We start from the raw sequence: 21,710 nt of genomic DNA on the forward strand, positions 1-21,710 counted from the left end.
TCTCAGGACAAACCTGAGTTAAAATCAATTCGCCAAACGAGACGCAAAGGCAGGTGAGTCAAACCATGCATTGCGAGGTAATTTCACCGGTCCGATGGCGTTGCCAATTAAGATGGCAAATAAAATCAACCCCTCGATATTCCAAAGAGGCATGGTGGCGAAGTTCATAATCAAAAATCCCACCATTGATGAACAAAGCATCCAGGCAAACTGCTTGTTCTTAATCCTCATCGCCTGCACTACAAAGCTGGCAGCAGCGAAGAGGAATGTAAGCAGACCAATCAGGCCATACTCATACAAATACGATACGTAGGTGTTGTGTGCGTATTTCGGGAATACGCCGGACCATGATTCAGGGCCCCACCCCACCAGCTGATGAACAAATGAACCGTTCACATACTCATAGATATACAAACTCCAGAGGTACACCCGGGCAGAGAAAATGTCTTTTTCAGCCTCGGAGTAGTAAAACGGTGCCTTGATCAGATCGTCGATACTGGTCAGGAATACAAATACATCAGCAAAACGGTCCTGCATGGTGTACGAGGCCATGAGGAACAACATGCCCATGCCGAAGAACGCGGCAAGGAAAAACACAGTCTGGTAACGCGGTGCGATTTTTGATGACATTGCGGTGTAAGCAAAAATGGCAGCCAGCGGTAATATCGCCAGAACCGAGGTGCGGTAGTTCACCAACACCAGTACTACACAACCTAATGCAAACAGCGCGCCACGAAATCGTATTGCGCCCGGAGACAACAAACCCACTACTAAAATAAAGCCGGCGATGATCATCGAAAACGCCGCTTCGTGGTTGTAACCCCCGATATAGCTGGCTGAACCATCGGCTTCAGTGGCTTTCACCTCACCCAGCAGTACTGACATCACAGCGAGAGAAACAGGTAAAAAGAAGCTCACCAGCAGCTTTTTTAATACAAAATCTTTGTCAGTTTTTCTTATCGCCATGAACATTGCACACGCTATTGATAAGAAAAACATCCACTTAACCATTACGTTAATCAGACCGCTTACTCCGCCGTTAATCAGTCCGCTGGCCACCACAGCAGCGAAGAAAGCGTAAAGGGGCAGCAAAACCCGCAACTGGTACACTTTTGGCGGCAGCATCAGTAAACCGGTTGCAGCAATGCCGATTGAAGCGAGGGCATTAATTGAAAATCCGGCAATAAGCGGGTCATAAGTGATTTGATGGAACGCAGAAAGGAAAAAGCGTAACCAAATTGCGACAACAACAAAGGCAAGATACTTATTACAGTGCTGACGAATTGTCTGCCAGACCAGCCAGGCGCTGATAAGGCTGAACAGTAATTTAACGGCCAGAAACATGTTCAGTCTCCGGCTGTGATTGTTCTAATTTAAGGGCTTTAAGCAGTTTTTCGCGGAACACGGCATTACTGAATGTAGCGGCACGTTCAGCACTTCGCTGTTCGTAACGCCGTTTGTTCTCATCCTGTGAAATATAATCCAGAGCACCGGCGACGCCTGATACACTGTTCACTTCACAGATACAACCGTATGACTGAGCTTCAAATCCTGTTACGTTGTACGGATACTCACCGGTAAGAATTTCAGCAGGACCGGACTCACAGTTGGTCGCCACCACGGCCTTGCCCAAGCACATAGCTTCAGCAATGGCGTTGGGGAAACCTTCAGCGTTCGACGTCGACACAAAAAAATCTGCGCCTTTGATATAAGGATACGGATTGGACTTAAAGCCCAACAAATGCAGACGCCCGCTTAACCCTAAAGACTCAGCCCGTTGCAATAAGGCCTGCTTTTCCTCTCCCTGCCCGAGAATAACGATGTCGTGCCCGACAGAAGATGCCGCTACGGCTTGCAGCAATAAATCAAAATTCTTATTACGGACCAGTCTGCCAGTGCCAATGATGTAAGGCTTTGACGGTAAATCGTCCACTGGTTGCTGTGCCATGGCGCTGATGTTGGCCATGTTGTAAGGGTTGTAGATAGTTTTAATCCGTTCCCGTTTTACCGAAAAGTTTTCGATAAGGTCTGCTTTTACGCCTTCGCTCACAGCAATTACGCAATCTGCAGAAGGATATGTCGCTTTCACCAGGCAGCGGGAGATAAAATCTTTGATGCCACCGGACAGGTGACTGGATGTATTTACCCGTTCGCTGATCACAGCGCGATACCCGAGGCGTTTAGCCAGAGAGACATTAAGCATATTGGCGCGGGTTAAAAAACTTACGCAGGTGTGCGGCGCTATTTTTTCCAGCGCTTTTTTCAGTGCGCTGTAGCCGCTGTGCAAACTACCTTTCGTATCGAGTACGACCTGATTCACATACTCAGGACACTGCTGTTCCTGCGGCAAATCATCAAGCAGTATCAAATGAACGTTATAGTCAGCACTCTGAAAATCCGCTTCCATGATAGTCAACAACTTACACATCACCCGCTCAGCTCCACCGCCTTCGAGGGAGTTGATAATAAACGCGATGTTGTGTTTTGCCTGTTGCATGTGCTTTTCCCTGCTGGTCACTTCCGACACATATTTAAATGCGATATACAGGGTCTATTCAGCTTTTATGCCAGATCGTAAAATAATGCACGGGCTTTATGTCTGGCTGAAAGAAAATCTAAATCCGATATTCTCTACCACTAAACCATAAAACATTAGCCAACTGATTTTAAACCAGTTTTAAAGTTTGGCGTGAATTTATTTTATGCTTGCAGACGGATTAAAAATCCATGCACCAAACCCAAAATTACAACTTTAGTATAAGGAATGGCATTTCAGATCTGAATGACTGTTGCTGTGAAGCAACATTTACGCTGTTGATGGCAATTTATTCCCTGTCACATGAATTTCCTCTGCCCTGATCTCAGTACTTCCTGAAGCAGAGCACATTTATACCGGCTGTCTTTTTGAGTTAAGATGACGGAAAGCCACATCACCGGAAGATTATTTGCCGTGGATAACACACCTCATCCTGTCCATGAGTCACAACTGATCCAAAAACTACTCAGTAAAATGCCACCGGATGTTGCTGCATCCTTTTCAGAAGAACAGCTGATAGCCATGAACAAAGCGATTGGCGGGCGCAGCTGGGCCAGACATAAACTGGATGTCCGGGGCACAATCAATATATGGCGGACGAGTTTCTACTTTGTAGTGCTGGCCGGCAAGAACCGCCGCGAATTGTCCCGGCTTGAGCAGCAGGTTGGACGGGCGACAATGGCTCTGATGTTTGCTCTGTTCATTACATTCAGTGTTCTGAGCGGGCTGCTCATCCTTTATCTGATCAAATCAGCACTGGGAATTAACTTGTTTGAAAACTTTTCGCTGGGGATATGGAGCTGGTTTAAAGCTAACATTCTTAATTAGAGGCTTAACAATACAAAACCCGCCGGATGGCGGGTTTGTTATTAACATTGTATACGTCAGGCGGTTGCACCAGCCGCTATGATGTTGCCGGGCGTGGTTTTGAACAGAGTATTCGCCACCTCTTCAGATGCCAGCTCACTGACCACCGCAAAAGCCTCACCCATATCATTAGGACGACGTTTGGTATCATGGGTGTCCGATGCTACCAAATCAATCTGATTATCCCGCAACATGTCTTTAGCAATCTTTTCTACATGTTCGCCGAAGCGCCCGGTGAAAGCCCCTGCAGTCACCTGTAACAAACAACCCTGATTGCGCAGCCACTGGATCTTCTCCGGACGCTTCCAAACGTCACGATTCCGCTCAGGATGAGGGATTAAAGGCTGCACGCCTGCATTCAGTAACCAGCGAAATAGTTGATCGAGTCCTGCCGGCATATTGCTGTGGGGCATTTCCAGCAGTAGTACTTTTTTACCACGGTATTCACCCAGATAAGGTAATTTATCCTCCCTGAACCACACCGGCACCATTTCGTTTATCCGCACTTCCCCTGCACGGGATAAAGACAAGGGGATCCCTGCTTTATCGACAGCGTCTTTCAGGGCACTGAATCCTGTGGCAATAATTTCGGGGGTATTGTCAAAAGTGCCCCAGTGAACATGCGGTGTGCACACCAGGTGAGTGACTCCGGCCGCAACAGTCTGCCGCGCCATATCCAGAGCCATGTCCATGTCTCGCGCACCATCATCGATGCCCGGTATTATATGACTGTGTAAATCAATCACAATTTGTCCTCACACTAACTCAGTTAGCATTGTAACCATACTGGTCATAGAAACCACCATAGCGCTCAGACACATCTGATTTTTTAAGATCTACCTGGTTCAATACCACGCCGTCAACACGGTGCCCCACTTGCAGGAACCGGCCCAGTCCGTTTTTGATCATTTTTTCACTTGTGCTGTCAGCACGCACAACATAAATAACCGAGTCACAGCTTTTTGATACGACCATGGCATCAGAAACCGCCTGTGTAGGCGCGGTATCGACAACCACGTATTTGTAGGTTTTCTTAAGATAATTGATCAGTGCTTTGAAGCCGTTACCCGCCAGCAACTCCTGAGGATTTGAAGGAATACTGCCGGCACAAATAATATCAATACCCGATTGCTCATCATGAACCAGACATTCTTCCAGAGAGTGGGTTTTCATGATCAGGTTAGACAGTCCGGGCTGGTAATTAGGTACATCGAACCGCTTGCCAACGGCCGGACGACGTAAGTCGGCGTCGATAAGAATGGTTTTATCCAGTTGACCCAGAGCGAAGGACAGGTTGATAGAAACCGTTGTTTTACCTTCTTTCGGCACTGATGACGTTACCAGTATCGCCTGATTCTGCTTCTCAAGATTTATCAGAGATAAACTGGTACGCAGGGTTCTTACCGCTTCACTGAACTGATGATATTTACTGTCAAAGAAGGCGCGCAGGTCCATGTCTTTACGGCGTTTTACCGAAATAACAGGGATAAGTCCCAACATGCGCTGACCTAATTTCTTCTCAACATCGTCCACAGAGCGCACACCGCTGTTCATAGCTTCCAGCACAAAGGCCAGCAGCACGCCAAAACCAAAGCTGGCAATGAATGCCGCCACGATTAACAGCGTTTTATTCGGTGCAGTAGGATTGTTCGGTACCGGAGCAGGATCCAGCACACGGGCATTCGCTGACTCGAAGCCGCCCATCTCACTGGTTTCTTTCAGGCGGGTAAACATGGAATTGTACAATTGCTGGTTGATATCCACTTCCCGCTGTAATGCACGCCGTGTATTTTCCAGGTTAGACAACTGACGATATTCAGATTTAGCCTCTGCAACTTCTTCCTGCAAAGTCACAACCCGTTCCTGTGAAGCACGGTATTGTGTAGTAATACTGGAAATAAGATCGCGGATCTGAGTTTGCAGTGTGTCGCGGACGGAATCCAGTTCCGCATTGGCGGCTACCATTTGCGGGTGTTTAGGACCGAATACTTTGCTGAGCTCTGATACACGGCTCATGGCTTCCGCCTCCTGACGACGTACGCTTTGAATATTCGGATGATTCAGTACTTCCGGCAAGCGGGCCAGTGCACTGTAGTCAGCACCGTTACGTTGAGTTTGTTCGTAAATCGTTCTGTTCTGCTTTAACGTAGTTTCAGCTTTCAGCAATTGATTACTGAGTTGTTCAAGTTCTTCCGCTGCCAGTCCGACAACACCATTGGTAAGATTTACCAGCTGATTTTTCTCATAAAAGTCAGATAAGTCTTTCTCAGCAGAAGTAAGCTTATCCCGCAGGCCTTCCATACTTTCAGTCAGAAAAGAGGTTGCTTTGGTGGTCATTTCCACCTTGGCCTGCAGATAGTTCTCTACATACACATCGCCCATCGTAGTGGCAATGGCGGCAGCCAGACGCGGAGAATCACTGGTCGCAGTAATATTGATGACCTGTGTATTTTCTACCAGTGACACGTTAATAGACTTCATCAGTTTATTGATTGCTGCCTGACGACGCTTTTCTTCACGTTCGCTTTCGGTTAACTCAGTTTTGGGCGCTTTTTCAATAAAAGGCAAATTAGCGAAAAGCCAGGCTTTCGCTTCTTTAATAATTGAGATCTCCCCGTCGGAAGGCGGCATAAATACGGGATCGTTCGCGAGATCCAGCTCATCCACAGCGCGGGCTGCAACCTGCCGGGACTGGATAATTTGATACTGGGTGCGCATGTAGTCTTTGCGGGTCGTGTCAGACTTATACACTTCCTCAATAGACATCACGTTGGCCGGTTGCGATTCAATCAGCAAACTGGCTGTGGCGGAGTAAATAGGGGTCATTTTCATCACCACTATTACCACCAGTGCAGTAAAGACAATCGCAAGCGTAATGATGCGACCAAAATAACGTTTAAATACCTGCCAGTAGTGCGCAAAGTCGATGGTTTCATCATCCAGGATGTTCGCTTGCAGCGAGTCCTTCATTTTCAACGACATACTCTATCCTTTAATTCCATTAATCTTCCCGTTGTCAGCGGGGCTGCAAAATACACTACGCTCAGAAAAAACGTTGCGGAATGGTGATGATGTCACCCGGTTGAATCATGTGACTTACGTTTACCTCAAGGGTGTCCTGACCACTTTCCTGTTCACGGACAATCTGAATGTCTGAACGGGACGCCCGTTCCGTATACCCGCCGGCTAATGCTGCGGCTTTGTTCACAGTTAAACCCGGCTGATAGGGATAACCGCCAGGATGTTTGACTTCACCATCAATGAAAAACGGGCGGTACTCAACAATAGACACGGCCACGGAAGGATTAACAAGATAATCCCCCTCCAGACCGGTATAAATCAGTTTTTCTACTTCAGAAAGTGTCAGCCCGACAAGCTTTAACTCACCCAGAAACGGATAGTTAATCTTACCTACGTCGGGCAGACGGGTTTCCATCGACAAATCACTTTGACCAAACACATTGATCAGCACTTTGTCACCAACACCCAGGCGATAGGAACTCATACTTGCATTTCCTTCCTGCGCGCCGGCAACACATGCCATGGTCAGCAGAATTAAACTGGCAAATATCCTTTTCGCATTTGTCATCATTACAAGGTTACCTTTGCTGTTAAACCGTAAACGTTTCTGTCGAACTCAATATCGCTGCGGTTGCTTTCACGATCGTTCATTGAGTAGTAAAGACCGAACGTCAACCAGCGACGAAACTCGTAATCAGCCGCTAATGTCAGTTTCTTTGTATCGTCTTCACGTAAGTCTTCTACGTCGCCAACGTAATCATCGTTCATTAATGCCATGGTGGCGGTAGTCGAAAAGCGTTGAACCCAACTATGTTCCCAGCTGATAGCATAGTCTGTGCCACGAATGTAGTCCGCACCGGTGGTGTTTGTTTCGCGGGTGTCCTGTTTTGTGCTGACCTTAAATTCTGAGTAGGAGTATGGAAGCCAGCTCATTCCGACTTCCCATGCCAGACCAGAGAAGTCATCACGGTTTGCCGCATCAAAGGATTTCTCTTTATAGCCAACCTTGGCATAGCTTTGCGTTACTGCGTTAACATCCCAGCTGAAGCCTGCCAGCAGACGATTCTCAATACTATCCAGTGGATTGGCCGGGTTTGCATCATAGTCATAACGTATTTCGTTGCGGTCAGCATCCAGTAACAAATTCGTGCCGTCGACAATGCGATAAACAAATTCGGCACCGTATTTCGTCGTGCTTCTGTCGCGAATAAGATACAGTTCTGTGTCGCCGTCATAGTCCATGTCTTCGTAGCCTACTGACAGATCAATACGGCCAAAAGCAGACAATGCACCGTAGGAATAAATGGCTCCGACTTCAGAATTTTTGTAGGTATCCACACTGGTCAGTTCGTTACCAAAACCGTTCGAATATCTGCGGCCACGCTCATCGTGTCCGGCCTCGTAGGTTGCAACGCCCTTAAATCTGTTTCTGTCATTAATTTCAAAGTCGCCCTTAAGGTGAGCGAAATGGTCGGTGTAATCGTCGGCGTCGGTAGAATAGTAGTCCCCGCGCTCAAGGCGGTAGCCCATTTCAATGATATGTCCGTTAAACTCAGTGTAAGCATCAATTTTTGGTGAAACGACTGATACCCAGCTGTCTATTTCATCAGCTTCTTCACTGGCGTACGTCACGTTATCGATATGAAGAACATCGGTGGTCAGGCCGGGTTTTATATCAAACTTCCCCACCTGAATAGCGCCTTCATCCTGCGCATGGGCAACATTGCCGGCAAATAAGGTGACAAGAATTGCGCCTGAAGTCCGTTTAATCATAGTTTCTCCCGGAGTTTGAAATTGAATAGCTACTTTTTCCTTTTGCAAGGAGGCGAGCCCGTTCGTCCGGATGGGACTATGCGATTACTGTGCCATTGCTATCAGTCTATTAGTACTTTTACATTATTTACTATCATCTTCCCAAAAAGTGGAACGGGATCTGCATTAACTCATGCAGGAAACAGTTTTATCTGTGACATAAATGATATGAGATACCGGTAGTTATCCTGTAACCCATTGATTATCAAAGAACGTCACGACTCGGAGAGACGAAAAATGAAATTCAATTTGCTGCAGAGCCAGACGCTGAATAGCAACGTTACAAGAATGAGCGATGAACGCAGTGGTCTTTCAGGCTCTTATCAAAGTAGCTTTTCTACTATTTACCGGTTAGTCGACCTGACCGCTATCACATTGTGTTTCTATGTCGCGATGTTCTACTACGCCGTGCCGGTGTCCACTGGTGCTTTGATCCTTTTATTCATAAATGTTGTGGCTTTTCAGGTATCCGCTGAAGCGCTGGATTTATACCGCTCATGGCGTTCCAGCAATACCAGCGCAATGATGAAAATGGCAGCCGTTGCCGGTATTATCAGCTTTGTTGCAACACTGGTTTTCGCGTTTGCATTTGCTCACACATTGTCCACCACTGTTGCGGTAACCGGAATGTGGTTTGGTGGCTCTCTTATCACTCTGACAAGCTGGCGCTTTGTGATGCGTCAGTTCCTGTTTAAGGTACGCCGCAGCGGGCTTAACAGCCGCTCAGCCATCATCATTGGCGCCACCGAAGCCGGCTACAATATGGCTGTACAGATGATGGAAAACGATCAACTGGGTATTCGTTTCGAAGGGGTTTATGATGACCGTCCTCAGGACCGTGTTACCGGTGAATTTCGTAACCAGATCAAAGGCAGCATTGATGAAGCCATTGAGCTGGCGAAGACCCACAAGGTAGATTATATCTATATTGCTCTGCCTACGGCTGCGGAAGACCGCATTAAAGCGATTCTGGAAAAATGCAGTGATACCACCGCTAACGTGTATCTGATCCCCAACTTCTTTATGTACACACTGCTTAATTCTCGCTGGCAGAGTGTAGGAAATGTTCAGGCTCTGAGTATTTATGACACGCCTTTCCAGGGTGCTAACAACATTCTTAAACGTATTGAAGATGTGGTCGTGAGTACAGGCATTCTAACTGTACTGGCAATTCCCATGTTGTGCATCGCTGCCGCTGTGAAGCTGTCTTCACCGGGTCCTGCAATATTCCGTCAGAAGCGTTACGGCCTCGATGGCAAAGAAATTACCGTGTATAAGTTCCGCTCGATGTCGACACAGGATAATGGTTCTGTGGTAAAACAAGCGACTAAAAATGACCCCCGGGTTACTAAATTAGGAGCCTTCTTACGCCGTACTTCACTGGATGAATTACCTCAGTTTATCAATGTGTTGCAAGGACGGATGTCAATCGTTGGACCACGTCCTCATGCGGTCGCGCACAACGAAGAATACCGTAAACTGATCACGGGTTATATGTTGCGACACAAAGTGCGTCCGGGAATTACCGGCTGGGCTCAGGTCAATGGTCTGCGCGGCGAAACTGATACACTGGATAAAATGGCGAAGCGTGTGGAATACGATCTGGATTATATGCACCGCTGGTCTATCCCGTTTGACTTGAAAATCATTCTGCAAACAGTCACCGGGGGCTTTAGTGACAAAAATGCTTATTAACGCCCGTAAGTAAGCAACAGGCTGACTAAATAAAAACGCCGCAGCTTGAAAGTTGCGGCGTTTTTTTGAGGCGTGTGTAATCTTTGCGTTGCCAGTTGTACGAGTGCTCAACACACTTTTTTAACAACTATTTCATGCCAGAACTGTCTTGCAGTTAAAAATCGTAAACATTGGCACTGTTTAGCAGCCCGTCAGTATTCAATTTTTCTTTTACGCAATCTTCAATTTTTGATTTCTTAAACACATAGACTTTATCATTTTGTCCTGACTGACCGCCCTGTACAAAACCTTTCAGCACAAAAGTCACATACTCATCATCGGGTAACGCCCGCATTCCGCCGCCAAAGCGACAAAGCGCTTCCCCTATCCCTGCTTCAAAATTACTCAGAAAGGCTTTTGCTGCTTTCAACTGTGCCTGCTTTCGTGCGTCTGCACTTTCCTGTCTTTGCTGCTCGATACTTTCTCTGCGGGCACGCAAAGATCCTTCTTTGCTGCTCAGTGCCGCCAGTTCTTTTTCAAGGGTCTTCACTTCATCTTTGATAGCTTTTGCGCGCGCTTTGTCAGCCTGTCCGGCTTCAAATTCAAGATCTCTTTTACGGCGCTCAATATCTCTGCGTTCCCAGGCGATTTCCCTTTCTTCACTCCGTAAGTCATACATCTGTTCTGTGGATTCAGCGAAGGCTTCACCAAACCGGGAGGCAGTCTCGTCAGCAAAGGCTTCCCATTCACGGCTTAATTCAATATCAATTTCACCGTTACTGACGATCGCCGGTACATCAGGAACCGGGGGGATGGGAGGAATGCGATCAACAATATCTGTAATACGTGACATCCAGTTACCACTCCCCGTTGAGGATACCGTAAATACAACGCCTTGACCTGCCAGATACATAGCATCCAGTGAACGGTAACGTATTCCCTCTGAATGCTGTTGCTGCTTCAGAGAGGTATCGACAATTCCTTTCACAATTTCAATTTCCTTAGCCAGCCCGGAATAATTCTCAGCGACAGCAACTCCCGTATGACATACCGCCACTGTCATTACAGCCAGTTTTGTACGGTTAATGATTTTAGCCAGTTTCGTTTTGTTCAGATTACGCATACCCAAGTCCTCGTATTATTCGGTTACCGGTAAATCCGCGCTGTAGCCATTTTCCATCGCGTTGATTTCCTGTTTAAGATGATTTAACTGGCGGGCCATAAAGCGTTGGTCGTCGTCCCGCTGTTGATTAATAAACTTTACGAATTCAGCAAAATCTTCACGGCGCTCCTGTCTGCCGGATGCCAGTAAATATTGAGTCAGTTGCGCTGAATTCTCTCTTTGCTGGGTAGCCATGGCATCGGCATACTTGCTGAACATCAACTCATTGAGCTGCTGATATTTTTGTAATTTCTCATCGACGATGGCAGCGACTTCGTTTTCTTTGTGAGCCGGCTGACTGAACCCTATCGTCACACCGCCTTCAGAGATCTGTAGCTGAAAGCCACTGACAACCATCACCAGGGCAACCAATGACATCGCCACTGACATGGCCGGCAAGCCCTGCCATTGCCACCACCTCTGTTTTTCAGGAGCGGTAAAAGTACTGTCACGATTCCACTCCGGTACATTCATATTTTCGCCGGTGAGCGTTGCCAGCTCAGTTAAATGCCGTGCAGCGGCAACCCGTTCTGCAAAATCAATATTTTCCGCGCAGAGTGCCTCAAACTGTTCCTGCTCAGTGTTAGTCAGCGTACCTTCCAGCCACCCTGCCAGCAGTTTTTCCTTGTCATGCTTTTGCATGCTCATCCTCCATCAACACTTTCAGTCTGGTCAGCGCACTGTATAAACGCGACTTCACTGTATTTGGTGATAAACCTGTTTGCTGAGCAATCTCATCAAATGTGAATTGCCCGAAAAATTTAAGCTCGACCACTGCCTTCTGAGCCAGAGGCAGGGTTTGCATTGCTTTTAGCAGTGCCTGACCCGACAGGGTTTCCAGCATGACGGTTTCAGGACAAGGCTGGCCACTGTCTGGTTCCGGTATATCCTCCAGCCCCTGCTCAGGCTTTCTTTTGCGATAGAATTCGATACACCGGTAATGCGCTACCTTAAATAACCAGCCTTTGAAACTGCCCTCCCCGCGGTAGTTTCCCAGGCTTTTAAATACGGACACAAAAATATCCTGCATCAAATCAGCGGCGTCATCTCTGCTGCCTGTCATGCGAACCCCGTAACTGAACACAGCTTTTTCATAGCGTTTAATCAGTGTTATCCACGCCCGCTTCTGCCCTTTCAGCGCGCTGACCACAAGCTGGTCGTCGTGTTTTTCAAACACGTGCATTCCTTATTACTGTTTAATTGGTTTTGCGGCAGGCGGTTATGCCTGCTTTGCCGCTTTTTCTCTGAAGCTTACAAGTAAAGTCGGAGTGACACAGGAAATAGTTTGAAGTGTTTTTAAATTTTTTCGAAAAAGGTAACGGAGACGATTTTTGACTCATCCGGGAGGGGGGATTACGAAAGGAGCTGACGGCCTGCAATCATCGTGGTTGCGGGCCGTCTATAAAGTATAACTATTTCAGTACCGGAACAGGTAATAAAGGTGACAGTACTTCACCAATTCTTCTGAACAAACGCATCCGAGTGGTACCGGAACGCCATACCAGGCCAATTTCCCGGTATGCATTGTCTTCCGCGGGTAGTGCTTTCAGTTCGGTATTTTTAATGATGTTCTGATTCAGTGCCAGTTCGGGCATAAAGGTATAGCCCAGTTTACTGTTAGCCAGCTGCACCAGTGTGTATAAACTGCTGGCGGCCAGACTGCTTACCTGCTCACGATGTTGCAGGTTACAGGCGCTTACGGCATGACCGGTCATACAGTGCTCCTGTTGTAACAGGAAAATACTGTTGTTAGGCAGAGTCGTGATATCAAAGGGTTCCGGCAATGTGCTGGCAAGACTTTCGTGAGCCACCAGATGAAACGGATCATGGCCCAGTACCATCTGCTTGCATCCCGGAGTCTCCATCGGCAAAGCAAGGATAAGCAAATCCAACTGGCCATCAGTGAGTTGCTGAAGCAAGTTGTGGGTTGTGTCTTCCTGAAGCTCCAGACTGATGTCCGGCAGAAATGTTTTGAATGCGCCAATCATGCCTTCAAACATGAACGGTGCTATGGTGGGGATCACGCCCAGCTTCAGCTTACCTTTTTCCCAGTTACCGGCATTCTGCGCAAATTCCACCAGCTCCCCGGCTTCCTGCAGCAACACTTTACTGCGCTCAACAATCTCCAGTCCCAGCGAAGTAAAAACAAACGTTTTATGCTCACGCTCCAGTAACTGACTGCCAAAGTGCTCTTCCAGATTCTGGATCGCTGTACTCAGTGTCGACTGGCTGACATTACATCGCTGGGCAGCACGGTGAAAATGCTGTTCCTGATGTAAGGTCACCAGATAATGCAGATGTTTCAGGTTAGGCCATTTCATAGTCATAAATCAGATTAAAAAAAGACAATTTAATCTAACATAAAGATTAAAAGCACTACAACAATTATCCATGTTTTCCTCTGGTTTGAAGCACCAAGTGTGCAGATTGGTGAAATGTGTAAATCCGTCACTAAATATTCATCAACAGGGGCTGATGCGGAATTATTTAAAAACTATAATTAAAAAGACAATGTATAAACATGATCACAGCAATTTTGTGCTTCCGGTGGGACGTGTCATTCTCTGCCGGAAAAGGAGGGTATAAATGAAAGGGCAATTTACTAATATACTGTGCGTGTTGCACGACACACACGGCCAGGATGTGCTGGTAGAACGGGCGATGCAAATTGCAAGTAAGCATAACGCATCACTGACTATCATGCTGGCACTTGAGGCACTTCCCCCTAATGCCCGTATGATCATGCAGTCCTTTGAATACCTGGAGTCAGATTCATCGCTGACTCAGTCTGCACAAAGCTGGCTGGATGAGCAGATTGCGGTGTGGAGTAAACAATACCCGGCCAAAGGGATTGTCAGCACCGGTCACCGGTTTATCAATATTATCCGGCAGGTTGTGTCGGCGGGCCATGATCTGGTTATTAAGCTGAATGAAAACGACGTAGTCAGAAAAATTACCGGCAGTGATGACAGGCACCTGCTGCGTAAGTGTCCCTGTCCTGTGTGGATCATGCACAAAGTACGCACCACATCGCTGCAAAACGTAGTGGCAGCAGTCGATGTAAATTATCATTACCCTCAACACGAAGTGGCTATCCGTAAACAACTGGCTCTGGATATCCTCAATACGGCCTGGCGGGTGGCTGAAGCGGAACATGCCACACTGCATGTTGTACATGTGTATGACGCGGTACCTGAAAATATCCTGCGGCAGGGCTTTATCAGCGTTGATGAAGACGCGGTGCAGCACGATTTAAGCAAAATCAAAAAGGAGCGTGAAGAAGAGGTCAACCGGTTGCTGGGTCTGATAGCCCTGGATCACAACGACAAAGCACCAACCATAGCGGAACCTGCCGTTCACCTAGTGCGGGGCTATCCCCGCCGTGACATTGCCGCTACAGCAAATGCATGTAACGCCGACCTTATTGTGATGGGAACATTGTCCCGTCTCGGCGTGCCCGGCTATATCATGGGCGGTACCGCAGAAGAAACCATTGAGCAGATTGATTGCGCGGTGGTGGGCTTAAAGCCTGACGGCTTTGTAACACCGGTGGATGTTGACGGCTAAACCACAACAGGCGGAAGACTTGTGGCCGGATTTGAGCGCCGGCCTGTAACGAAAAAAGCGAAACACTGACTGTTTCGCTTATTTTGTTATTCCGGTTTCAACGGGCTGGCAATCAGCTTTACTGCTTACTCAACGCCAAACCAGGCTTTAAGGCCAAAGAAGCATATAATCGCCAGAATGGCACCTGCAGGCAGCGTAATAACCCAGGAGACGACGATATTGCGTACGATACCCAGATTAAGCGCTGAAACACCCCGTGCCATACCCACACCTAACACCGCACCCACCAGAGTTTGCGTAGTGGAGATAGGCAAACCTGTGCCCGAAGCAATAACAACAGTACAGGCAGCAGCAAGCTCTGCAGCAAAGCCACGGCTCGGTGTCAGGTGGGTGATCCCCTGACCGATAGTTTTAATAACACGATGACCGAATAACGCCAGACCAGCAACGATACCCAAACCGCCCAGAGGCAGGATCCATGGCGCCAGTTCCGAGTTTGCGTTAATTTCACCGCCAGAGGTAACCACACTGACGACTGCCGCCAGCGGACCAATGGCGTTTGCTACGTCATTTGAGCCGTGAGCGAAAGCCATACAACAGGCCGTTACTACCATCAGCATTGCGAATATCTTTTCGATATTGGCGCTTTGAATATCAGCACTCTGATTTTCAGAAAATGTCATGCGGGAAATCGCATACCGGCCCAGGGCTGCCAGCATAATGGCAATAACAACGGCCAGCACATATCCCATTTCCGGAGACAGTGTCAGACCAACATGTTTGAGGCCTTTCTTGATGGTAACCAGCGACATGACGAAGCCTGCCAGCCCCATGTAAAACGGTACAAAGCGTTTGGCATTTTTAAACGGCGTTGCCGTATCAAAAATAAGTTTATGCGCACTGATAAAAATAAGATAAGCAATGATGCCGGAAATAGCAGGTGTCACCACCCAGCTACCAACAATGCCGCCCACTTCTCCCCATTCAACGGCATCCATACTTACGCCGGTGGCAGTGAATCCGATGATGGCACCAATGATAGAGTGCGTAGTTGATACAGGCCAGCCTAACCAGGACGCCAGTCCCAGCCAGATACCTGCGGCAAATAACGAGGCAATCATCCCCAGAACCAGATAATCAGGCCTGTCGGTGAAGAACATGGGATCGATGATCCCTTTACGAATAGTGCTGGTGACTTCCCCACCCGCCAGATACGCTCCGGCAAATTCGAAAATCATCGCAATGAAAATTGCTTGCTTGATGGTTAAGGCTTTAGATCCTACCGATGTACCCATTGCATTGGCTACATCATTGGCACCGATACCCCACGCCATTATAAAGCCGACTACCGCGGCCAGGATAATAAGCGTCATGCCATAACTTTGCAGAAGTTCCACAGGTCTCGCTCCTGGATTATTCGCTGACTAAGCTAGAAAACGCCATTTGGCGCAAAGTAAAGGAGGTTTTATCTTCGCAGTCGAAAATGACAACCGGCGCTAACGGTGTGATATCTGGCATAGATTATTTTTTAAACGTTTCCAATTCGGCTGCGGCGCATGATAACGAAATTCAACCCAATGCAATAGTGTAAATTTGCGGAATAAGTTAAATCGCAATAAAACTACGCGCGTCCGCTTATTTATACACCAAATATTTCAATTTTGTGACAGATCGCCACTAACTCAGGTGCTTTAATTTCTGTTGCATGTTCTCTAATGGCGAATGCCGCACATCGGTTCCCCGCGATAAGTAAACAACATACTCGCAAATATTCTTACACCGGTCACCAATTCGTTCCAGAGAACGTAATGCCCACAGTACTTCCAGCCAGTCCTGCATATCGTCAGTACTTTTCTGCATTTCTCCGGTGGTGTATTTCAGCAACTTCTTATATTCCGCATCAATGCGGTTATCCTGCTCATACACTTCCAGCGCAGAATTTTCATTTTGCCGCGCCAGAGCATCGAAGGTACCCCGCATCATTTGCACTACACGGTCACCAATCAGAATCATGCTGCTTTTAATCGTTTCTGAAGCAGGCAGCTTATTTTTCGTTACCAGACGGGCAATACGTTCTATCTCATCACCCATGCGCTCAATATCGGTAATGGCTTTCGACACCATCATCACCAGCCGTAAATCGGAAGCGGTGGGATGTCTTCTGGCTATGATGCGTAAGCACTCCTCATCAATCTGCATTTCCATGGCATTGATCTTGAGATCATTTAATATAACTTTTTCAGCCAGACCGGCATTATTCTGTTTAATAGCCCGAAGGGTATCCACCAGTTGCAGCTCGACTTCCCCTCCCATGGTAAGTACGGAATTTCTGAGATTCTCCAGCTCAGTATTAAACTTGCCGGAGATATGGGTATTTAACGCAATCTGACGTGGCATGAATATCTCCCGTTAACCATAACGGCCTGTAATGTAATCTTCTGTCTGTTTATGTTCGGGCATGGTAAAGAGTGAATCGCTGTCAGCATATTCAATAAGCTTCCCCTGATGCAGGAAGGCCGTGTAATCAGAAACCCGCGCAGCCTGTTGCATATTATGGGTGACAATCACGATAGTGCATCGTTTCTTCAGGCCGGCCATCAGCTCTTCGATAAACAGTGTGGTCAGCGGATCCAGTGCCGATGTAGGCTCATCCAGCAACAGGATCTCCGGCTTCAACGCCAGCGCCCTGGCGATAACCAGACGCTGCTGCTGACCACCGGACAAAATATGTGCTGATTCAAACAGCCGGTCTTTAACTTCTTCCCATAGTGCAGCCTCTTTAAGCGACTGTTCGACGGCATCATCAAGAAAACGTCTTACCCGTATTCCCTGCAAACGCAAACCATAGCAGACATTGTCATAAATGCTCATAGGGAACGGATTGGGTCGCTGAAACACCATGCCGACTTTGGTACGCAACTGAGACACATTTTCCTTGCGACCATTAACATCCCGGCCGCCAATATAAATGCTGCCATCATAACGACAATCAGCAACCAGATCGTTCATCCGGTTGAAAGCGCTGATAAGGGTGGATTTACCGCAACCGCTTTGTCCGATAAATGCCGTTATACGGTTCTTCGGAATACTCATGCTGATGTCCTGCAGCACATGTTTCTGACCAAAGCGCAGATTAAGATGCTCCACCTTAATGGCCGTATCGTCATCATTCAGATGATGGACATCCAGCGTTTCATGTTCAAATAACTTCAGCATAATCAGCTCGCTAAGTACCGTTTTCTTAACCGTGCTCTGAGTAACACCGCCAGAATATTGAGAATGAGCACCACCAGCAATAACAGCAAACAGGTGGCGAACATCATGGAAGCCCCTTCTGCGTCAGTCTGGCTGTGGAAAGCACCGTCGTATATCAGTACACCCAGATGCATAAATTGCCGTTCCAGATGGAGATAGGGAAACTCGCCGTCAAAAGGTAAGTTCGGCGCAAACTTCACGGCCCCCACCAGCATCAGTGGTGCAACTTCGCCGGCAGCCCGCGCAATTGCCAGAATGACACCGGTCATGATGCCGGGCGAAGCCATGGGCAATACTGTATGCATAATGGTTTCCGCCTTCGTCGCTCCCAGGGCGTAGCTTCCCGCCCGCAATCCCCGCGGCACCCTGCGCAACCCCTCTTCAGTAGCAACAATCACCACAGGGAGAGTAAGAATAGCCATGGTCAGCGCCGCCCAGAATAGTCCGGGCGTACCCATAGTTGGCGAGGGTAATGTGTCTGAAAAGAACAACGAATCGATGTTACCGCCGACAACATAAACAAAGAAGCCCAGGCCGAATACGCCATAAACAATGGAAGGCACACCCGCCATGTTCGACACACTGATGCGGATGGTTGCAGTGAGGATATTATCCGGCGCATATTCATTGAGGTACACCGCGGCCAGTACACCGAACGGCGTTACTATAATGGTCATGATAAATACCATCAACACTGTGCCGAACAAAGCGGGAAACACGCCACCGGCGGTATTGGCCTGCTTGGGTGCCTGGATCAGGAATTGTCCGATATGACTCAGCGTAACCCCGATTTTCCCGGCAATGCTAAGCTGCCCCGGAAAAATCATTTCCTGTATGCTCGCTACCGGAATCGCAATGACGGAACCGTCAGCCATGGCAATGTGCAGTGTGTAACTGTCCCGCTCGGTTTCCAGTGCAATAATTTTGCTTTGCCACTGCCGGAAGGCATCATTCAGCTTTTCCCGCGCCGGCGCATCTGCAGCCACTCCCCGCGTATCCAGTTCAGCCAGTTTCTGGTGGATCCCTGACAACCAGCGGGTACGTAAATCATCAATACTGTCTTCCAGACGGCTGACTTTTTCAGTGACCGTGCCGTAGGCTGACTCATCGAAAACATGCTGCCCGCCGGCAGTGATCTGTACCGGCACACCCAGTACGGACAGCCCGTCATTGAGGGTGATGTCGGCACTGTTCACCGATTCCACCAGCGTAAGCGTGCGATCTTCGTCTACAAGCGCCTGTGTACCGTGGGGATTTTGCTCCGACGAATACACCACCCAGCGCACGGTGTTATTGTTTTCCTTGTACTCACTGAAGACCTGGGCGTAAACAGACCTGGCCTCTTTCGTCTGCTCATCGATAAACGTGAGTGAATATACCGGTGCAGGCCAGAAATAAGCGACACCCCGGTAAATGATCAGGGCGAGAATACTGACAAGCGCCAGCAATAACAGCGTGGTTAAAAATGCGGTGAAGCTGATAACAAACGACTGACGCTGTGCCGGCGTCATTATGGCTTCAATTTTGGTTTTAATCATGACGGGCATTGACCCGGAGTTTTTGCCGCAACAGTTCAGCCAACGTATTCACAATGAAAGTGAAGCCGAACAGGATACAGGCAGTTAAAAATAAGATCTGATAGTGCGCGCCCTGCACGTCGGTTTCCGGCAGTTCGATAGCCAGGTTCGCGGTAAGTGCCCGCAGTCCCTCCAGCAGGCTCCAGTCAGATACCGGCGTATTCCCTGTGACCATCAGTACGATCATGGTTTCACCAAAGGCGCGGCCAAAACCGAGCATAATCGCTGCCAGAATACCGGGCATGGCCATTTGCAACACCACGTATTGCAATGTCTGTAACCGTGTTGCCCCGAGGGCAAAAGACGCGTGCTTGAGATAATCCGGTACCCCGCTGATTGCATCTTCAGCCAGCGAATAAATTGTCGGGGAAATAGCCACGCCGAGGGCCAGCGCAACCACAATTGTGGTTTTTCCAACCGGTGTTTCAGACGATGCCGACATGGCTTCAAAACCGTCTACGCCCGCCAGACTGAATATCCATTCAGGCGCCCATTGCATGCTGACATACCCCAGACAAAATACCATCAAGGGCAAAACAACCAGTTCTGTGCCCTGACGCAATACATGGGGTAATTTTCGCGCCAGGCGGTTTTGTACAAAAGCCGCTGCAAATAAAATCAGCGGCACAACCACAAGGAAAAACGCAAAGGAAAAAAGCACCCGCTCAGCCATAGGAGCCAGCCAGATAGCGGCCACAAAACCGATAAGCACAGAGGGCACTGCTTCCAGCAATTCCAGAGCCGGCTTCAGCCAGTGCCTGAGTGCTGCTCTGGAGAAATATGCAGAATACACCGCAGCCCCCACGGCTACAGGTATCGCAATGATAAGAGCCAGCACTGAAGCTTTCAGACTGCCGATTAATAGTGGCACCAGGCTATATTTTGTTTCCTGATAATCTGAGCCACTGGTGGTTTGCCAGATGGTTCCGTCTTCCTGGTATCCTTCATATTGCTGAGGACTGAATAACGAGGACCAGGTGGTGATACCGGTGAGCCAGTTAATTTTTTCCACGGATACACCGGTGTCTGACCACAGATAAAGCCGCTGTCCGTACCAGCTGATATGATTTTGTGGCGTTGCATTCCTGAAATGGCTTACCACTTCTCCGGTGACTCTGTTCATCAGCAACACCTGTTGTTGCTTTGTGAGCAGCGCCAGACCGTTAGTGGTTGCATGGGCAGTCACATCCGCGGGGAGCTGCTTTTCTGGCAGTGTGATGGTCCAGGTAGGGTAGTAACGCATCTTACCGTCAGTATTCTGCAGCACCCAGCGTGTTAATTTCCCTTCCGGCGACGCCATCAGTACGGTGCGATCTTTTGGCAGGCTGTGCCACCAGGAAACCGGCTCTCTGGTGAGCTTTTCTTCAGGAGCGCCTTTCAGGGGATATTGTCCGAGCACGCCATTCTCATAAACCAGCGTGATACCACTGCCGGGCAAAGGCAGTACACTGGCATCAGAGGAATAATGATGATCCGTTATTTTCACCGGGTTTCTGCGGTTTACCCAGCGGACGAAAATTTGAGACGGCGTGTGAACAACGGCGACAATCCACTGCTCCCCTAATTCAATTTGCCAGCGGATGCGCCCATTCCAGATATCCTGCGGTAATGCAAAGCTGATTAATCCGGCGCCGATTGTTCGCGGCTCGCCGGCAATAAATTGTGGTTCAGCGGTACTCAGAGCCAGCGACTGTACTTCAACAATCCTTACCTGACCGGAAGAGGAGACATCTGCAATGAAATACTGTCCGGTTTCACTTACCATGCGGGTTTCATGATCGCAGGGACGAATATAGTCATGAAAAGGCTCAAAGCCTGTTTTTTTGCCGTTCAGCGCCAGCATTTTCACCCGACATTCATCTGACCGCGTCATCAATGGCTGACCTTCCATCAGATCACCACTGGCCAGAACCGCCTGTCCCTGCTGTATCTGTTCCGGGCTGAGTGACGCACTGGTCACATTAACCATATCAGGGCGCATAGCCAGTGGCATTGCCTGTGAAATAAGGTGAGTAATGAGCAATACCAACGTGAACAGCACCATGCCACCAAACAGTGTCACGATGAATGTCAGGCGCTTGTCTTTACGCTGCCTTTTCTTAATTTGTTTGTCCGCAGGTGACTTCATTATTGTAAAAGCAACTTTTGCCTGATTTTTCAGAAGATCAGATAGGGTTGATTGCCAATGATGTGTTATTTTAATACTTCTAATCAAGTGAAAGTTACGCAGTCTCTCTGC

At 48.2% G+C, this 21,710-nt stretch carries 18 protein-coding genes; 3 read left to right on the forward strand and 15 right to left on the reverse strand.

Annotation, left to right across the window (positions count from 1 at the left end; translation table 11 throughout):
* Positions 1-24 precede the first annotated feature (24 nt).
* Together ACXAGC_RS13960 and ACXAGC_RS13965 are read right to left on the reverse strand one after the other, a co-directional pair.
* Entirely contained in the window at positions 25-1,344 is a 1,320-nt protein-coding gene (locus ACXAGC_RS13960; RefSeq protein ID WP_474844868.1) for an O-antigen ligase family protein, read from the reverse strand.
* Positions 1,328-2,497: a glycosyltransferase gene (locus ACXAGC_RS13965; RefSeq protein WP_474844869.1), complete on the reverse strand. Its 1,170-nt coding sequence runs from the start codon at positions 2,495-2,497 to the stop codon at positions 1,328-1,330. Before ACXAGC_RS13965 ends, ACXAGC_RS13960 begins: the two co-directional genes overlap by 17 nt.
* Positions 2,498-2,950: 453 nt before the next feature.
* On the opposite strand from ACXAGC_RS13965, the gene ACXAGC_RS13970 reads away from it, so the two are divergent.
* The gene (locus ACXAGC_RS13970; protein WP_474844870.1) at positions 2,951-3,364 is read left to right on the forward strand and encodes a 3-phosphoshikimate 1-carboxyvinyltransferase; all 414 of its coding nucleotides are present in this window, start codon (positions 2,951-2,953) and stop codon (positions 3,362-3,364) included.
* A 56-nt stretch (positions 3,365-3,420) separates the two neighbouring features.
* Here the strand turns inward: ACXAGC_RS13970 and ACXAGC_RS13975 are convergent, their stop codons facing one another.
* The 4 genes from ACXAGC_RS13975 to ACXAGC_RS13990 form a co-directional block, all read right to left on the reverse strand.
* Positions 3,421-4,149, reverse strand: a complete 729-nt coding sequence (locus ACXAGC_RS13975; RefSeq protein WP_474844871.1) for a tyrosine-protein phosphatase — start codon at positions 4,147-4,149, stop codon at positions 3,421-3,423.
* A 19-nt stretch (positions 4,150-4,168) separates the two neighbouring features.
* Positions 4,169-6,385 carry a GumC family protein gene (locus tag ACXAGC_RS13980; RefSeq protein ID WP_474844872.1) on the reverse strand — a complete coding sequence of 739 codons (2,217 nt, stop codon included), beginning with the start codon at positions 6,383-6,385 and terminating at the stop codon, positions 4,169-4,171.
* Between the two features lie 61 nt (positions 6,386-6,446).
* Positions 6,447-6,995 (reverse strand): polysaccharide biosynthesis/export family protein, encoded by a 549-nt coding sequence (locus ACXAGC_RS13985; protein WP_474844873.1) that lies wholly within the window; start codon positions 6,993-6,995, stop codon positions 6,447-6,449.
* Complete coding sequence (locus tag ACXAGC_RS13990; protein ID WP_474844874.1) at positions 6,995-8,197, reverse strand: outer membrane beta-barrel protein; 1,203 nt, start codon at positions 8,195-8,197, stop codon at positions 6,995-6,997. Before ACXAGC_RS13990 ends, ACXAGC_RS13985 begins: the two co-directional genes overlap by 1 nt.
* 327 nt (positions 8,198-8,524) lie before the next feature.
* Here ACXAGC_RS13990 and ACXAGC_RS13995 point away from each other — a divergent pair, with 327 nt between their 5' ends.
* A complete protein-coding gene (locus ACXAGC_RS13995) occupies positions 8,525-9,931 on the forward strand; it encodes an undecaprenyl-phosphate glucose phosphotransferase (RefSeq protein ID WP_474845352.1) in 1,407 nt (468 codons plus the stop codon).
* Between the two features lie 154 nt (positions 9,932-10,085).
* On the opposite strand, the gene ACXAGC_RS14000 is transcribed toward ACXAGC_RS13995, so the two are convergent.
* From ACXAGC_RS14000 to ACXAGC_RS14015, 4 genes are all read right to left on the reverse strand, one after another.
* Positions 10,086-11,033, reverse strand: a complete 948-nt coding sequence (locus ACXAGC_RS14000) for a hypothetical protein (protein WP_474844875.1) — start codon at positions 11,031-11,033, stop codon at positions 10,086-10,088.
* 15 nt (positions 11,034-11,048) lie between these two features.
* A complete protein-coding gene (locus tag ACXAGC_RS14005) occupies positions 11,049-11,714 on the reverse strand; it encodes a hypothetical protein (protein WP_474844876.1) in 666 nt (221 codons plus the stop codon).
* Positions 11,701-12,249, reverse strand: a complete 549-nt coding sequence (locus ACXAGC_RS14010; RefSeq protein WP_474844877.1) for an RNA polymerase sigma factor — start codon at positions 12,247-12,249, stop codon at positions 11,701-11,703. Before ACXAGC_RS14010 ends, ACXAGC_RS14005 begins: the two co-directional genes overlap by 14 nt.
* Before the next feature lie 235 nt (positions 12,250-12,484).
* On the reverse strand, positions 12,485-13,393 hold the full coding sequence (locus tag ACXAGC_RS14015) for a hydrogen peroxide-inducible genes activator (RefSeq protein ID WP_119500242.1): 909 nt from the start codon (positions 13,391-13,393) through the stop codon (positions 12,485-12,487).
* Between the two features lie 265 nt (positions 13,394-13,658).
* On the opposite strand from ACXAGC_RS14015, the gene ACXAGC_RS14020 reads away from it, so the two are divergent.
* Complete coding sequence (locus ACXAGC_RS14020; RefSeq protein ID WP_474844878.1) at positions 13,659-14,639, forward strand: universal stress protein; 981 nt, start codon at positions 13,659-13,661, stop codon at positions 14,637-14,639.
* Positions 14,640-14,764: 125 nt separating this feature from the next.
* Here the strand turns inward: ACXAGC_RS14020 and ACXAGC_RS14025 are convergent, their stop codons facing one another.
* The 5 genes from ACXAGC_RS14025 to ACXAGC_RS14045 all read right to left on the reverse strand — a co-directional run bounded on the left by ACXAGC_RS14025 (position 14,765) and on the right by ACXAGC_RS14045 (position 21,599).
* Positions 14,765-16,036, reverse strand: coding sequence for an inorganic phosphate transporter (locus ACXAGC_RS14025; protein WP_474844879.1), 1,272 nt, complete (start codon positions 16,034-16,036; stop codon positions 14,765-14,767).
* Between the two features lie 280 nt (positions 16,037-16,316).
* Positions 16,317-17,036, reverse strand: coding sequence for a phosphate signaling complex protein PhoU (gene phoU, locus ACXAGC_RS14030; protein WP_119500239.1), 720 nt, complete (start codon positions 17,034-17,036; stop codon positions 16,317-16,319).
* Positions 17,037-17,048: 12 nt separating this feature from the next.
* The gene (gene pstB / locus ACXAGC_RS14035; RefSeq protein WP_474844880.1) at positions 17,049-17,855 is read right to left on the reverse strand and encodes a phosphate ABC transporter ATP-binding protein PstB; all 807 of its coding nucleotides are present in this window, start codon (positions 17,853-17,855) and stop codon (positions 17,049-17,051) included.
* 2 nt (positions 17,856-17,857) lie between these two features.
* Positions 17,858-19,432: a phosphate ABC transporter permease PstA gene (pstA, locus tag ACXAGC_RS14040; protein WP_474844881.1), complete on the reverse strand. Its 1,575-nt coding sequence runs from the start codon at positions 19,430-19,432 to the stop codon at positions 17,858-17,860.
* Positions 19,425-21,599, reverse strand: a complete 2,175-nt coding sequence (locus ACXAGC_RS14045; protein WP_474844882.1) for an ABC transporter permease subunit — start codon at positions 21,597-21,599, stop codon at positions 19,425-19,427. The genes pstA and ACXAGC_RS14045 overlap by 8 nt, the downstream gene beginning before the upstream one ends.
* Positions 21,600-21,710: the final 111 nt, after the last annotated feature.

The sequence above is a fragment of the Alteromonas sp. AWJ4_197 genome (assembly GCF_056160285.1).